The sequence below is a fragment of the Candidatus Manganitrophus morganii genome (genome assembly GCA_021651055.1).
GTDB lineage: Bacteria > Nitrospirota > Nitrospiria > SBBL01 > Manganitrophaceae > Manganitrophus > Manganitrophus morganii.
The window spans coordinates 3,277,191-3,291,582 of sequence record JAJHOH010000001.1 but is presented as its reverse complement, the minus strand read 5'-3'; the positions used below and the strand labels follow the sequence as shown (position 1 = coordinate 3,291,582).

At 57.8% G+C, this 14,392-nt stretch carries 12 protein-coding genes; 8 read left to right on the top strand and 4 right to left on the bottom strand.

Annotation, left to right across the window (positions count from 1 at the left end; all coding sequences use genetic code 11):
- Positions 1-64: 64 nt before the first annotated feature.
- Positions 65-436 (bottom strand): PilZ domain-containing protein, encoded by a 372-nt coding sequence (locus MCM46_15175; GenBank protein ID MCG3113156.1) that lies wholly within the window; start codon positions 434-436, stop codon positions 65-67.
- 328 nt (positions 437-764) lie between these two features.
- On the opposite strand from MCM46_15175, the gene MCM46_15170 reads away from it, so the two are divergent.
- Positions 765-4,172 (top strand): PAS domain S-box protein, encoded by a 3,408-nt coding sequence (locus tag MCM46_15170; GenBank protein ID MCG3113155.1) that lies wholly within the window; start codon positions 765-767, stop codon positions 4,170-4,172.
- On the opposite strand, the gene MCM46_15165 is transcribed toward MCM46_15170, so the two are convergent.
- Positions 4,154-5,971 carry a hypothetical protein gene (locus tag MCM46_15165; GenBank protein MCG3113154.1) on the bottom strand — a complete coding sequence of 606 codons (1,818 nt, stop codon included), beginning with the start codon at positions 5,969-5,971 and terminating at the stop codon, positions 4,154-4,156. The two genes, MCM46_15170 and MCM46_15165, sit on opposite strands and share 19 nt — an antisense overlap.
- Positions 5,972-6,280: 309 nt before the next feature.
- Between MCM46_15165 and treY the strand changes: the two genes are divergently transcribed.
- The 5 genes from treY (at position 6,281) to MCM46_15140 (ending at position 10,728) form a co-directional block, all read left to right on the top strand.
- On the top strand, positions 6,281-9,196 hold the full coding sequence (gene treY, locus MCM46_15160; GenBank protein ID MCG3113153.1) for a malto-oligosyltrehalose synthase: 2,916 nt from the start codon (positions 6,281-6,283) through the stop codon (positions 9,194-9,196).
- A 51-nt stretch (positions 9,197-9,247) separates the two neighbouring features.
- Positions 9,248-9,640 carry a hypothetical protein gene (locus MCM46_15155; GenBank protein MCG3113152.1) on the top strand — a complete coding sequence of 131 codons (393 nt, stop codon included), beginning with the start codon at positions 9,248-9,250 and terminating at the stop codon, positions 9,638-9,640.
- 1 nt (position 9,641) lies between these two features.
- The gene (locus MCM46_15150) at positions 9,642-9,902 is read left to right on the top strand and encodes a DUF5985 family protein (GenBank protein MCG3113151.1); all 261 of its coding nucleotides are present in this window, start codon (positions 9,642-9,644) and stop codon (positions 9,900-9,902) included.
- A gap of 12 nt (positions 9,903-9,914) precedes the next feature.
- Positions 9,915-10,184 (top strand): DUF5985 family protein, encoded by a 270-nt coding sequence (locus MCM46_15145; protein MCG3113150.1) that lies wholly within the window; start codon positions 9,915-9,917, stop codon positions 10,182-10,184.
- Positions 10,185-10,245: 61 nt separating this feature from the next.
- Positions 10,246-10,728 (top strand): MarR family transcriptional regulator, encoded by a 483-nt coding sequence (locus MCM46_15140; protein ID MCG3113149.1) that lies wholly within the window; start codon positions 10,246-10,248, stop codon positions 10,726-10,728.
- 80 nt (positions 10,729-10,808) lie between these two features.
- Here the strand turns inward: MCM46_15140 and MCM46_15135 are convergent, their stop codons facing one another.
- Positions 10,809-12,170: a DUF2254 domain-containing protein gene (locus MCM46_15135; protein MCG3113148.1), complete on the bottom strand. Its 1,362-nt coding sequence runs from the start codon at positions 12,168-12,170 to the stop codon at positions 10,809-10,811.
- 223 nt (positions 12,171-12,393) lie between these two features.
- Here MCM46_15135 and MCM46_15130 point away from each other — a divergent pair, with 223 nt between their 5' ends.
- The gene (locus tag MCM46_15130; protein ID MCG3113147.1) at positions 12,394-12,960 is read left to right on the top strand and encodes a DUF421 domain-containing protein; all 567 of its coding nucleotides are present in this window, start codon (positions 12,394-12,396) and stop codon (positions 12,958-12,960) included.
- A gap of 60 nt (positions 12,961-13,020) precedes the next feature.
- Entirely contained in the window at positions 13,021-14,040 is a 1,020-nt protein-coding gene (locus MCM46_15125; protein MCG3113146.1) for a mechanosensitive ion channel family protein, read from the top strand.
- 57 nt (positions 14,041-14,097) lie between these two features.
- Here the strand turns inward: MCM46_15125 and MCM46_15120 are convergent, their stop codons facing one another.
- Positions 14,098-14,382: a BON domain-containing protein gene (locus MCM46_15120; GenBank protein ID MCG3113145.1), complete on the bottom strand. Its 285-nt coding sequence runs from the start codon at positions 14,380-14,382 to the stop codon at positions 14,098-14,100.
- Between the last annotated feature and the right edge of the window lie 10 nt (positions 14,383-14,392).

Below are 14,392 nucleotides of genomic sequence, written 5' to 3'. Positions count from 1 at the left end.
TTTACGATATTAAAACGGGGGTAGAAAATGACACGGATGGATGAGACCCATTCGGACGACCCGGTCAGGCGGACGCTTTTGGGTCCACCCCGGGGTTGATCCGCTCAAGATGCTTCACATATGCATAGAGCTTAGGCCTTTCCACTTCCATGTTCTCAAAGCGGATACCGACCGCATAGTGGGCTCCGTCCGGAAGGGGGGTGACCCAGGCCACTTCGCCCGCCACCGATTCGGTGATCGTCTCGGACCGATCTCCGGTCAGAACAAGATGGATCACCACGAGATCTCCTTGCTGGTATGCTTCCTCGGTGTAGATTCCGACGCCGTGGGTGGAGATATCCCGGACCAAAACGGACTTCTCCCTTCCCATCCCTTCGAGCGTCAGGCGGGCGATGGAAACAATCGGAATTCTGGGGGACTTTCTTCGATCCTGCATAACCCTCTGGCAAAAGGTATCAGAGAATTTCCATCCGTCAATCAAGAATGCTTACTACGGAAAGCGGAAAATGGAGAGGAAAGGCCGAACGGCGCGATATCGGCTCTTGGAAAATGAGCGCGTCCGTTCGCGCCGCGACTATTACTCGCGACTATTACTATTGACATATTTTTTAGAATTGTGATAGCGTTCCCTCCATAAAAGCCTCTAATAAGTCATTTTCGGTATGGCTCAGGGAAAAACACGATGGTGAACGGGCCGGACGATCTCTCAATCGCTCCCCTTTGTACAACCCGGGTGTATAGAAAACCGGCTGAAGGAGCACGCGATGAAAGAACCTGAGATCCCCCCAGATGAGGAGCAGAGACTCGCATCGCTTCGAAGCCTGCAGATTCTCGACACCCCCCGCGAAGAGCGGTTCGATCGGATAACCCGGATGGCCGCGCGGCTTTTCGACGTTCCGATCGCACTCGTCACACTCGTTGATGCAAGCAGGCAATGGTTCAAATCGACTCAGGGGCTCACCCTCTCCGAAACCCAACGCTCCATCTCCTTCTGCGGTCACACGATCCTCGGCCGCGACATCTTCGTGGTCCCTGATTCCAAAGAAGACCCCCGCTTCTCCGATAACCCCCTGGTGACCGGCCCCCCCTTTCTTCGATTTTATGCCGGCTGTCCCCTTTCCGGACCCGATGGCCGCAACCTCGGCACCCTCTGCATCATCGACAGCCGGCCGCGGCAGATGACCGAGGCCGATCTGAAAGCGTTGAAAGATCTCGCCGACCTTGTGCAAGATGAGCTGAGCAATCTGACGCTCAGCCGGACCAACGCCCTTCTCTCCGCGCTCCAAAGAGAAAACGGCGAACGCAAGCGGGTGGAGGAGGCGCTGCAGCGGTTCCAGTTCTCCATGGAGCATGCGCCGGACGCGGTCTTCTTTATGACCCGCGAGGCCGGCTTCTCTTATGTGAATGAACAGGCCTGCCGCTCGCTCGGCTACACGCGTGACGAGCTGTTGAGCCTGAAACTCTGGGACATCGATCCGATCTACCCCAAAGAAAGATGGAAGCAGGTGTGGGCGCAACTTCTGGAAGATAAAACCGATTCGGTCCACATTGAAACTTTGCATCGTCGAAAGGACGGCCTCGTCTTTCCGGTGGAGGTTTCCGCGGAACACCTCTGGCTCGGCAATGATGAATTTCATGTCGCTTTCGTCCGCGACATCAGCGAACGAAAACGGGCCGAGGAGGCGTTGAGAGAAGCCGAAGCGCGCGTCCGGCTCGCGCTCCAGGCGGGGCGGATCGGCACCTGGGATTGGAACATGGAGACCGGCAAAATTGTCTGGTCCCGCGGCCACGAGGAATTATGGGGCATGGCGCCCGGCACTTTCAAGGGCACCTATAAGGATTTCGAGGGACGGATCCATCCGGAAGACCGAGAGGGGGTGGAGCGCGCCCTGGCGCTTGCCATTGTCGAGCGCCGCACCCTCCGGGACAAATTTCGGATCGTCTGGCCGGACGGGAGCATCCATTGGATTGCCGCTCAAGGAGAGCCCTTCTTCGACGAGGAGGGAAAGCCGGTACGGATGATCGGCGTGGTGAGAGACATCACCGAGCAACGGCGGGCCGAGGATGAGGTCGTCCTGCTTCAGGCGATTCTCCTCGCGGTCGGTGAATCGCCGAGTCTTCCCGCCGCGCTTTATGTCGCAATGGAGAAGATCTGCGAGGCGACCGGATGGGAGATCGGGCAGGCCTGGATACCGCAACCCGATGGGAAAACCCTCGCTTGCAGTCCGACATGGTATCGCCGGGAAGGTCGTTTCGAAAAACTCAGATGGATGAGCAGAGAGATGACCCTTCACCCCGGAGAGGGGCTTCCGGGAATCGCCTTCTCAACAAAGCAGCCGGTCTGGGTGCAGGATTTATCGCAGGCGGAGAACTGCTCCCGCGCGCCGGCGGCGACCGAGGCGGGACTCAAATCCGGATTTGCCGTTCCCGTCCTGGCCGCGGATCAAGTGGTGGCCGTGCTGGAATGGTATATCTCGGAATCGCGCAGAGAAGATGAGCGGTTGATCCGGCTGGTCTCCGCGCTCGCCTCCCAATTGGGAGTGGTGGTCGGACGAAAACGATCGGAAGAAGCGCTGTCGGCGGAAAAAAACCGGTTGGCGGTGACCCTTCGCTCCATCGGCGACGGCGTCATCGCGACCGATACGGAGGGAAAGATCATCTTGATGAACAAGGTCGCCGAAGGCCTCACCGGAACGAATCAGGAAGAGGCTCTCGGCCGGCCGCTCAACGAAATCTTCTCCATCAGCGACGAGAGAACCCGACAGGCCCTGGAGAATCCCGTCACCCAGGTCCTCCAGACAGGTTTCACGGTGACGCCGGCGAATCCGACCGTATTGATCTCGCGAGACGGATCGGAGCGGATCATCTCCGACAGCGCCGCTCCGATCCGGGATCAAAAAGGAGAGATCATCGGAACGATTCTGGTCTTCCGGAATATCACCGATGAGAAAAAAAGGGAGGAGGATCTTCTCCGGATGAGCAAGTTGGAGGCGGTCGGCCTTCTCGCAGGCGGCATCGCTCACGATTTCAACAATATCGTGACCGCCATTTTGGGGAATCTCTCCCTGATCAAAACGGAGCTCGGCCCCGCCCATCGCTTCTATCGGCATCTGGAAGACGCCGAAACCGCCTCCCTTCGGGCGCGCGACCTCTCCCATCAGCTGCTGACCTTTTCCAAAGGAGGGGCGCCGATCAAGAAGACGCTCCGGATCAATCAGCTGCTTGAGCATTCGATCCAGTTCGCCTTGCGGGGATCGAATGTGCATCCGGCGTTTTACATTTCAGATGCGCTCTGGCCGGTCGATATCGACGAGGGACAGATCAGTCAGGTCCTCCATAACCTCGTCATCAACGCGCAGCAGGCGATGCCGGAAGGGGGAACCCTCCAGGTCCGGGCCGAAAACCATATCGCAACCGGGAGCGAGAAACGGCTCCCGATCCCGGCCGGACGGTACATTCACCTCTCGGTCCGAGACTTCGGGATCGGCATCAAAAAAGCGCATCTCGACAAAATCTTCGATCCCTATTTCACCACGAAGCAGAAAGGGAGCGGCTTCGGCCTCTCCACCTCCTATTCGATCGTCAAAAAACATGACGGCCATATGACCGTCGACTCCGAGCTGGGGAAGGGATCGACCTTTTCGATTTACCTGCCGGCTTCGTCAAAAGAAGTCGAGCCGCCGGCCACGACCGAAGCGCCGCTTCGCGGCAAGGGAAAAATCTTGGTCATGGACGATGAGAAATCGGTCCGCAGAGTGCTGGGAGAGATGCTCCGTTTCCTCGGATACGAGGTCGGTTTTGCCGAAGACGGAAGCGAGGCGATCGCGCGCTACCGGGAAGCGAAGGGGTCGGGCCATCCGTTCGACCTGGTCATCATGGATTTAACGATCCCGGGAGAGATCGGAGGGAGAGAGGCCATTCAGAAACTGCTCGCGGTCGATCCCGACGTCAAGGCGATTGTCTCCAGCGGCTACTCCAACGATCCGATCATGGCCGATTACACCCAATACGGCTTCAAGGGGGTGATGGCCAAACCGTACAAATTGGATCAGCTGAGCAAGATCCTCCATCAGGTGATGGCCTCCGGGGGGAAAGACCACACGCCGGAGAAGCGAAATGAACGGGTGGACGCGTCTGAAGAGGATGGCCGAGATCAAGCGGATACAACGTAGGCCGTGAGATAAATCATCACCGTGAGGGCGACCGTGAGGGCAAGGACGATCTTCCACATGGCCCGTATCCAATTCGCCGGGGTAAATTGCGGATCGACATACCGGAGAATATAAGCAAAAGCGACGACCGACTGGGCCGACCCGATATGGGTCAATGACCCTCCCGTCGCGTAGCCTGCAATTTGAGCGGCGGCAAAGAGAAACATCTGCGGCATCCCCTCAATAGCCCTTGAAGCGAAATCGGCCACCACATTGTTGTCGAGAATGGCGGAGAGCACGCCGGTCCCCAGAAACTGGATGGCGGCGACGTGCGCCTCCCCGATCGTCTCGACCCCCGCGATGATCGCGGAGCGGAGTTGGTCAAAAAATCCGACCGCCGTCAACATCGAGATGAAGAGAAAAAGAGGAAAAAGGAAGAGATACTCCCGATATTCATGCGCCCCCTCGTGGAAAGCAAGCCGGCGCATCTTCCGATAAGGCAAAATCCCGATCAGCGCAACGGCAAATCCGGCCATCGATGAGAGAAACAGCGGCACATCGTGGTCTCTCGCGTGCCAAAATAACAGACCGATAAAGACGAGGAACGCAAGCTTTGCCCACTTCTGCGTCGCCGATCTTTGGAGCCGTGTGTTCTCCAAGAGGCGCTCGATGACCCCCGCCTCGACCATTTCCTGCTCGCGCTCTTTCGGCAGCGCATGTTTTCGGCGATGCCGGTAGTAGGAGGCGACCGGTTCGACAAACTCTTCATCGAGGTACTCTTTAATAAAGGCATGGAGCGTCTTTCGATCCACCTCCGCTCGGACCATCGCCGAGATCGGATGATGCCCTTCATGATAGAGCGTCTCGACCTGGCGACCCTTCTCTCCCAACCGGCCGGCATATTCCTTCAACAACTCCTCCATCTCCTTGGTTTCCCCTTTTCTGGCCACCTGCAGGAATCGCACGTCGGGAACGTTTTGCTCCAATACATCGAGCCCGTCGAGGGGAATCAGGACGCCCCGCAGCCATCGGCGGATGAACAGGGCGACAATGATAAAACTCACAACCGCCATCGGCATAGCATATGTCAGGAAAAAACGGTCGGGAAGATTCAGATTTGATTTGATGATCAGGTTGGGGGGCTCCCCATAAGCAAGCCACATCCCGCAGACCGTCGTCAAGACGACGGAAGACATGATCATAAACTCGATGCCGCGGTAATCAATTTTGGCCATGACCAAAATGATCACCAAGACCCGGATCGTCAGGCCGATCATGGAGACCCCGTCCAAAATACCCGAGGCGAAGGAGACCAGCGCTCCGATGACTAAAACGGTCGAGAGGACCCGCCCCTCGAAGATGCGGAGGACCTTGATGCTGATCTCTTCCAGAAGACGGGTTTGAGAGATCACGCTGACGAAGAAGGTCAGGCCGAGGATGAAGAGCATGGTGTCGGCATGGATCAGCTTTTCCAGTCCGTGCAGGGAGAGGAAATTGTGCCGGACCGCTTCCCAGAGCGCCGCGCTCCCTTCTTGGGCCATCGCTTCCCGGAGTGGGGATTGCGGCCACCAGGCCGAAAAAAAGGTGACCAGGATAATCGGCAATGCCCCATACGTGATCACATTTTTATCGATGCGATACCGGATCGATCCGAAGATGAACAAAGCGATCACGACGGAAAAAACTTCGACCGCCAAGAGATCGGCGCTCGCCGGATTCCTCAGCGTGACGATTCCGATCAGCGCCGCGACCGAAAAACAGAATAAAACGTACCACCGGGGCGGGATCTCGACAATATTTTTCCTCGGGTCAGACGTCATGAAAGGTCCTCGTGATTGCAGGTTTTAGATAAAATGAATATACACTGTTCAGGAGAACAGGGGGGAATTTTCGTCGAAGCGCATCGACTCGGAGCCCTCTCCGCCGCCGAATGAGACCCCCAACGAACCATCCGGGACGGACGGCTTCGGGAGGATAGGATGAACGTTCCTCTTGACTCGGCCATTTATTTTGTATACAAAATAATAGACAACTCTTCGATTTTTGTAAAGCGGTTTATCTATTCCGGTCCGCAGGAGAAGAAACCCGCTTCACCCTCTGAACCCGATTGCCAAGGATTGTCTATTCGAATGGAACGTATTTCACCGTCTACACGAAAAACGGATCTTCCCCTTTCGACCTACCGGCTTCAGCTCAATCCGTCTTTTGGATTCTCGGACGCCCGGCGCGTCCTTCCCACCCTGCATACCCTCGGCATCACCGACTGCTACGTCTCCTCCTATCTCAAAGCGGTTCACGGCAGCCTGCACGGCTATGATATCGCCGATCCGGCCGCGCTGAATCCGGAGCTCGGGACGGAGGAAGAATACCGGTCCTTTGTCGCGGCGCTGCGATCGCACGGCATGGGTCAGATTCTGGATGTCGTCGCCAATCACATGGGAATCGCGAAATCGTGCAACCCGTGGTGGATGGATCTCCTCGAAAACGGACCGAGTTCTCACTACTCCTCTTTCTTCGATATCGATTGGCGGCCGGTCAAACCGGAATTGGAGGACAAGGTCCTCCTTCCGATTTTGGGCGATCTGTACGGGACCGTTTTGGAGAATCAGGAAATCACGTTGATTTATGAAGAGGGCGGCTTTTTTGTCACGTACTACGACCATACCCTTCCGATCGCCCCCCGTTCCTCGGTCCAAATCTTATCGCATCGTCTCGAATCCCTTCTCGGGAAGGAGGGGGGGACCGATCCCCATTTCCAGGAGCTGCAAAGCATCATCACCGCCTTAAGCTATCTCCCCTTGCGAAGCGAGCAAGAGACGCAGCGGGTGATCGAGCGCTATCGGGAAAAGGAGGTCGTCAAAAAACGCATCGCCGTTCTGGTGAAGGAGAGTCCGGCGGTCGCCGCCTTTTTGGAAGAGAATCTTCGGCAGTTCAACGGAACGCGCGGCAACCCGAAGAGCTTCGACCTTCTTGACCGCCTCCTCGCCGACCAGGCGTACCGGCTCGCCTACTGGCGCGTCGCCGCCGAGGAGATCAACTACCGCCGCTTCTTCGATATCAATGAGCTGGCAGCGATCCGAATGGAAAACCCGATCGTCTTCGACAAAGTCCACGCGCTGATCTTCCGGCTGCTGCAAGAGGGCGCGGTCACCGGTCTTCGGATCGATCATGTCGACGGCCTCTATGACCCCGGAGATTACCTGAGAAAGCTGCAGGAATGGGCCCGCGCAAACTTGCCCTCTTCAGAATCCCGCGAGCGGCCGCTCTACCTGGTCGTGGAGAAAATCCTCAACCGGGGAGAGTCCCTCCCCGAAGAGTGGCCCGTGGAAGGAACCACCGGCTACGACTTCCTCAATCTGGTGAACGGTCTCTTCGTCGACCGCGACAACGAGCGCTCTTTCGACTACTTCTACGGCCGGTTCACCGGCGGGCGGACCTCCTTCGAAGATCTCGTTTACGAGAAAAAAAAGTTGATGATGGAAGTGTCGATGGCGAGCGAGATCAATGTCCTCGGACATCAGTTGAACCTCCTTTCCGAAAAAAACCGCCGCTCCCGCGACTTCACCCTCAACAGTCTCACCCACGCGATCCGGGAGATCATCGCCTGCTTTCCCGTCTACCGGACCTATGTCACCGACCCGGAGCAGGTGACCGACCGCGACCGGGCCTATTTGAACCTGGCGGTGGCGCGGGCCAAACAGAGAAACCCCGCCGTCACCGAATTGGTCTTCGATTTTGTGAGAGACCTCCTCCTGATGAAGTACCCGGCGGAGGGCTCCGAAGAAGACCGGCAGGCGCATCGCCGGTTCGTGATGAAATTCCAGCAGACGACCAGCCCGGTGATGGCGAAGGGGGTGGAGGACACCGCTTTCTACATCTACCACCGGCTGATCTCCTTGAATGAAGTCGGCGGGCATCCGGGGCAATTTGGAATCGACACCAAGACATTCCATCAGTGGATGCGGGAGCGGCAGGCGCGCCGGCCGCAGGCGCTTTCGGCGACCGCCACGCACGACACGAAACGGGGCGAAGACGTCCGGGCGCGAATCAACGCCCTCTCGGAAATGCCGCGGGCGTGGCAGCGCGCCGTGACGAGCTGGAGCGGGTGGAACCAGTCAAAGAAACAATTCATCGAAGGGAAGCCCGCGCCCGATCCGAACGACGAATATCTTCTCTATCAAACACTCCTCGGGGCATGGCCGTTCGAGACCGACCCGACGGCCGACGACGGGACATTCTGCCGGCGGATCCAATCCTACATGCTCAAGGCCATTCGTGAAGCGAAGGTCCACACCAGCTGGATCAATCCCAACCGGAAATACGAGGAGGCGGTCGAGGCGTTCATCCGGGCGCTGCTCCAACGAACCGAGTCGAATCGTTTTTTGGAGCTCTTTCTCCCCTTTCAGGAGCGGATCGCGCAATACGGCATCTCCAACGCCCTCTCCCAATTGGTGATTAAGATCGCCGCCCCCGGGGTTCCCGATTTTTATCAAGGAACCGAGCTCTGGGACCTCAATCTGGTCGATCCCGATAACCGCCGTCCGGTGGATCACCGGCTCCGCGCCGCGCTGCTGAAAGCGCTGTCCCAGGCGGAAACCGGCGGGCGCGACCTCCTGATTCACGACCTGGTGAAAAACCGCGCCGACGGCCGGATCAAGCTCTTCGTCACACGGACCGGCCTCCAATTCCGAAAGGCAAACGCCGCGCTTTTTCAAGAGGGGGATTACCTGCCGCTGCAAGGATGCGGGGAGAAGCGAAAACACCTGATCGCCTTCGCCCGGAGGGGAAATGAAGCGGAGGTGATCGCCGTCGTCCCGCGCCTCGTTGCGCGGCTTCTCCGCGAAGCGCCCGCCATGCCGATCGGGAAAGCGGTCTGGGAAGAGACCGGGCTTGTCCTTTCCCCGGGAAGCGAGCGCCGCAGTTACAAAAACATTTTTACGGGAGAGATCCTCTATCCGACCCTCTCTGAGGGCCGGCCGGTCCTTCCGCTGGCGCAGATTTTCAGCGCCTTTCCGGTCGCCCTCCTCAAGCGGATCGAGGAATAAGCGGCTTTGTTTCGGAAGAGATACGGAAAACACTTTTCATTGAAGTGAGTATTGATTTTGGCCGGGGATGGGATCTCAGAAAACGTAAAGCGCTTCATCGCGGGCTATATCGACTCGGTCGAGCTGCTGGAGGTCCTCCTCCTGCTTCGGAGCCATGCGAGAGAATGGAGCGCCGAATCGGTCAGCCAGGAGATCCGGAGCAGCCCGATCTCGGTGACCAAGCGTCTCACCGATCTCTGCGAGCGGGGGCTATTGTCGGTGAAAGAATCACGCCCCCCTCTTTATTTCTACAAACCGAGAACGGACGAATTGGATCGGGCGGTCCGGGAGCTGGCCGACGCCTATCGAGAGCGTCCGACGCGGATCATTGAATTGATCTTCTCCAGACAAACCGATACATTGCGTAATTTCTCAGATGCCTTTAAATTCAGAAAGGACGACTAAGATGGCCGCAACCGTTTACTTCCTCTCCGCAATCACCAGCCTGGCGTGTGCGCTGATGCTGTTTCGGGGGTATCTTCGAAGCCAAACACGGCTTTTACTCTGGAGCAGCCTTTGCTTCGTCGGACTGACGCTGAATAATTTCCTGCTTTATGTCGATTTGGTCATCATCCCCGATTCCGCCGACCTGTCGATATTGCGGAGCATCGCCGCGCTGGCAGGGCTGATGCTGCTTATTTACGGTCTGATCTGGGATGTCGCATAAAGGGGGAATCGGATGCAGATGACTCAATTTCTGTCGGGCGCCATCATGATGGCTTGCTGGGTGATCGGGCTTTTCTTTCTCCGATTTTGGAAAAAGACGGAAGACCGCCTCTTCTCCATCTTTGCCGTCGCGTTCTGGATGCTGGCGGTCGAACGGGTCGTTCTTTTGATCATGAACAAAGAAAATGAGGTCTACAGCTTTGTCTATATCATCCGTTTCATCGCGTTTGTTCTTATTTTATGGGCCATTGCCGACAAGAATCGATCCAAAAATCATCTTTGAATACGCTTCTGACCGGCGGATAGAATGAGATTCGCTAAAAATTAGAATCAGCTTTCAACCCATGGCAAAGAAAACAGTTTCAAAGAAAACGGCGATTGCGAAAATCGTCCAATCCTTCCGAAGAATCTTCAAGGCGATCCATCAATATTCAGAGGAGGTTTTAAAAGAGTTCGGCGTGACCGGTCCGCAGCTCTGGCTGCTGAAAACCCTCCGGGAAGAAGGGGGCACGTCGGTCGGAGAGCTGAGCGAGAAGATGTACCTCCACATCTCCACCGTGTCGGGGATCATCGACCGGCTGGAAGCGAAAGGGTACGTCGTCCGAAAAAGAGAAGCGCCGGACCGCCGGGTGGTGACGGTCCATTTGACCGCGGCCGGAAAGCGGATCGTCGACAGAGCGCCCGAGCCCTCCCAGGGAAAGCTCCTCTATAGCCTTCAAACACTTTCCGAGAAGGAGGTCCTGGAGATGCACGACGCGCTTCAGAAGATCGTCCGTTTGATGGAGCTTGAGCAGATCGAAGCAACGTTCTTCTTCAGCGAGGAGTAGCTCCGGGGAGGAGCGTCGGAATGAGGACTGAATCATCAAGCGCAAAACGTTTCATCGACCACTTCAGGTCGCCGTCAACATTACCCTTCGGCGCGCGCGCTTCCCCATCGATGATCCGCTTCGTTTAATCCGGCGAGGACAAGACGGTGTTGTTTTTCAACCGCCTCTTGGTCCGGGCTCTCCAAGAAGCGTCTGCTTTCCCTCTTGATCCGGTCTGCAAGTCGAACAACCGCGGAGCGGTCTTCCTCCCGGACGACGCGGGCACCGACCGTGCCGAGTCTCTGCAGAAGGCGCAGCGTAACGATCGGGGCGCTCTTTCCATAATGATGAATCGGGGTAAACGCGCGATCGAGGATCTGGACAAATGTCACCGGTTCGGCAATGACCCGGAGATGATGATCACGATCGAACCGAAAAGGGGACGGAATCGCCCGTCCTGCCAGCCGGCAGAGCGTCGCGCCCATATAATCGATACAGGTCATCGCGGTGAACGGGTCATTCGTGCTGGGAGAGAGGGCGCGAACGGCGGTCTCGACCAGTTGATCGATGCCGAAGAAGAGATCCTGCGTGAAGGTCCGATCCTTTCCGAGGATAAAGGTATTATTGATCTCCCGCGACACTTCCGGATCGGGCCGATCCTTGGACCAGACCCTCACCAAAACGTCTCCCTGCGCAATAAAATCGCCGGGCCGGCACTCCAGCCGGATCAAAAAGTTTCTCTCGGAGGCGAGCGTCAGCAGCGTGTCATTTTCAATCGCCTGGAGATAACCGGTTGTCTCGGAAAAGATCGGCGCCGATTCGCTTTTGAAGTTTGCTGGAACGACGGTCCGCTTCTCTTCCATCTTCTGCTCGGATGCCGACGCCCCCAGCTCTTCCGGAAAGAGTTGATCGATGACTTGATCGAGGTCGCGCGCCACCGCCGTGATCACACTGGTCGCCTGGATTGAGGCGGAAACATGATGAATAAAAAAGATCAATAGAGCAAGGTTGAGGATCGCCAGGACGACGGCAAAGGTCACCGAGAGGTGCGGGACGAACCCGTTCTCTTCGCCGACGCGGATCGTCCGAAGAATCAAGATACAGTAGAGAAAGGTGGCGATGAAAACGCCGAGGACCACTTGGTTCCCCAGATCGCGCATGAAGTTGCGCAGCAGCCTCGGGCCGAATTGCGTCGAGGTGAGGGAAAGAACGACGATGGTAACGGAGAAGGCGACCCCCGCGACGGTGATCAGCGATCCGGCGATGGTGGAGAGAAGGACCTGAGCCCCCTCCGGGCCGCCGGTATAAATCCATTCTTCCATGAAGTTCCAGACGTTCTTCTCCGAATAATCAAACGAAAGGGTCGCCCGAGCGACGCCGATCGCGATCAGCGTCGAGACGCTCGGCACAAACCAGAAGCTGGAGCGAAGCCAATCCCAAAACTGATTTAATTGCGTCTTCATCGAGGCTCCTCTAATTCACGCGGCGGATCCGCCCCTCCCCGTCCGCTCGGAAAAACATCTCTCTTTCATGGTACGAGAAAAATGCGTTTTCGGACAATCCCCCTGTAAATGAGCGCACCCTGAGCCTGCGGCTTGTTCGAATTCTCCCCCCCGTGCCATAATAAAATGGACTTCGGTTTCCCTGCTCTTTATGGCTGAAGGAGCGGCCCCTGAGGCTCGGCTGATGGACCTGCACCGAATCTTCTTCGACAACTGGATGGGGGTCGTCCGCACCCTGATCATCGGCGTTCTCGCCTATGCGGCGCTCGTTCTTCTCCTCCGGATCTCCGGAAAGCGGACCTTGTCGAAGATGAATGCCTTCGATCTGGTGGTGACCGTCGCTCTCGGATCGACCTTGGCGACCATTCTCCTCTCGAAGAATGTCGCTCTCGTTGAAGGGATTCTTGCCTTCGCTCTTCTCATCGGCTTGCAGTATCTCGTCGCTTGGGCTTCGGTTCACTCTCCGTTTGTCCGGCGGATCGTGAAGAGCGAGCCGGCCCTGCTGTTTTACCGGGAGGAGTTTCTCGGGGAAGCGATGCGGCGGGAGCGGGTGACCGAAGGGGAAGTGCGCGCGGCGATCCGGGCGGAAGGGATCGCGAATCTTTCGGAGGTCGAAGCGGCCGTGCTGGAGACCGACGGCTCTTTCAGCGTCGTCCGAAAACCGGCGCGCGGCGAAGCATCGAGCCTCTCGAATGTTCCGCGGCCTTCGGAGAGCGCGCCCACCCGACGGAAACGGGCGGGGAATGAATAAAAGAAGAGCCGTCGGTAAGGGCGTATTGCAATCCGCTCCGACAAGTCAGAGGAGGTCGTTTTGGAAAATTTTATCAGGTTGGTCGGACCGAACCGGGCGGTTGAAATCTTCGGCGTGAAGCTCGTCGGCGTCAACGCGGAGAACGCCAAGAAGCTTCTCTTCTCGCTCCTCTTCATCGTCCTGATCGTTCTGGTGGTTCGAAGCTTTACAAAGCTTGCCCGCTGGTGGCTGCATGGGCGGGGCAAAGAGCAGGTTGAGTTTTGGGCGCGCCAGGGAATCCGCCTCGCCGCGGCGGTGATCCTGATTCTGGGGCTCGCCTCGATCTGGTTCGACGATCCGGGCCGGCTCGCCACCGCCCTGGGGTTGATCACCGCGGCGCTCGCCTTCGCGCTGCAGAAGGTCGTCACCGCGATTGCCGGCTATTTCGTCATTCTGCGAGGGAAGGTCTTCAACGTCGGCGACCGGATCCGGATGGGAGGGGTCCGCGGAGACGTGCTGGGGCTGACCTTTACCCAGACGACGATCATGGAGATGGGCCAGCCGCCGCCGGTGCAGGGGGACGAGCCGGCGATGTGGGTCCAGAGCCGGCAATATACGGGACGGGTCGTCACCGTCAGCAACGCCAAGATCTTTGAAGAGCCGGTCTTCAACTACACCCGCGACTTCCCTTTTCTTTGGGAGGAGATGGTCGTGCCGATCACCTACGACGCCGACCGGGCCCGCGCCGAGCGGATCTTGCTCGACGCGGCGGAGCGCCACACCGTTTCGATCAGCGAGATGGGACGGGAGGCGTTGGAGGAGATGAAGCGGCGCTACTTCATGAAATCGGCCGACATGCGGCCGAAGGTCTATTTTCGCTTGACCGACAACTGGCTGGAGCTGACGGTCCGGTTCATCGCCCGGGATTACGGCGTCCGGGAATTGAAGGACGCGATGAGCCGCGACATCCTCAAAGCGTTCGATGAGGCCCGAATCGGCGTCGCCTCCGCGACCTTTGAGATCGTCGGCCTGCCGCCGCTCCGGATTCAGCAGCTTCCCAGGCGCGCCGAAGAAACACCGGGGAGGAAAGAGGCGGCCTGAAATGCTCGAGCAGACAGACAAGAACAACAACTCAACGAGCAGATCGAGCGTGGCGCTTTACCCTTGAACGACGATCTCGTTTTCGATCGGCAGATCCCCTCCCGCCCGGACGGCGACCTCGGTCGCCTTTTCCTTCTGCTCCTCCCGCTCGACCTTCCCTTTCAGGACGATCTTTCCTTCGTCGATCTCCACCCGGACCCTCTCTTGATCGAGCATCGGCTCCGCGGCGATGAAGGCCCGGATCTTCGTCTCCAGCGCCGCCTCACGGGCCACTTCCAGCGCGGGCCGAGGCGATGCAGGCCGCAGACATCCCGCCGGGAGGAACAGAAGGAGAAATAGCACTGAGATCGAT

Bases quoted from the DNA above. Each gene is read 5' to 3' on its own strand.
- treY (MCG3113153.1), top strand. From the start codon at position 6,281: ATGGAACGTATTTCACCGTCTACACGAAAAACGGATCTTCCCCTTTCG.
- MCM46_15165 (MCG3113154.1), bottom strand. From the start codon at position 5,971: ATGACGTCTGACCCGAGGAAAAATATTGTCGAGATCCCGCCCCGGTGG.
- MCM46_15175 (MCG3113156.1), bottom strand. From the start codon at position 436: ATGCAGGATCGAAGAAAGTCCCCCAGAATTCCGATTGTTTCCATCGCC.
- MCM46_15170 (MCG3113155.1), top strand. From the start codon at position 765: ATGAAAGAACCTGAGATCCCCCCAGATGAGGAGCAGAGACTCGCATCG.
- MCM46_15140 (MCG3113149.1), top strand. From the start codon at position 10,246: ATGGCAAAGAAAACAGTTTCAAAGAAAACGGCGATTGCGAAAATCGTC.
- MCM46_15145 (MCG3113150.1), top strand. From the start codon at position 9,915: ATGCAGATGACTCAATTTCTGTCGGGCGCCATCATGATGGCTTGCTGG.
- MCM46_15150 (MCG3113151.1), top strand. From the start codon at position 9,642: ATGGCCGCAACCGTTTACTTCCTCTCCGCAATCACCAGCCTGGCGTGT.
- MCM46_15135 (MCG3113148.1), bottom strand. From the start codon at position 12,170: ATGAAGACGCAATTAAATCAGTTTTGGGATTGGCTTCGCTCCAGCTTC.
- MCM46_15130 (MCG3113147.1), top strand. From the start codon at position 12,394: ATGGACCTGCACCGAATCTTCTTCGACAACTGGATGGGGGTCGTCCGC.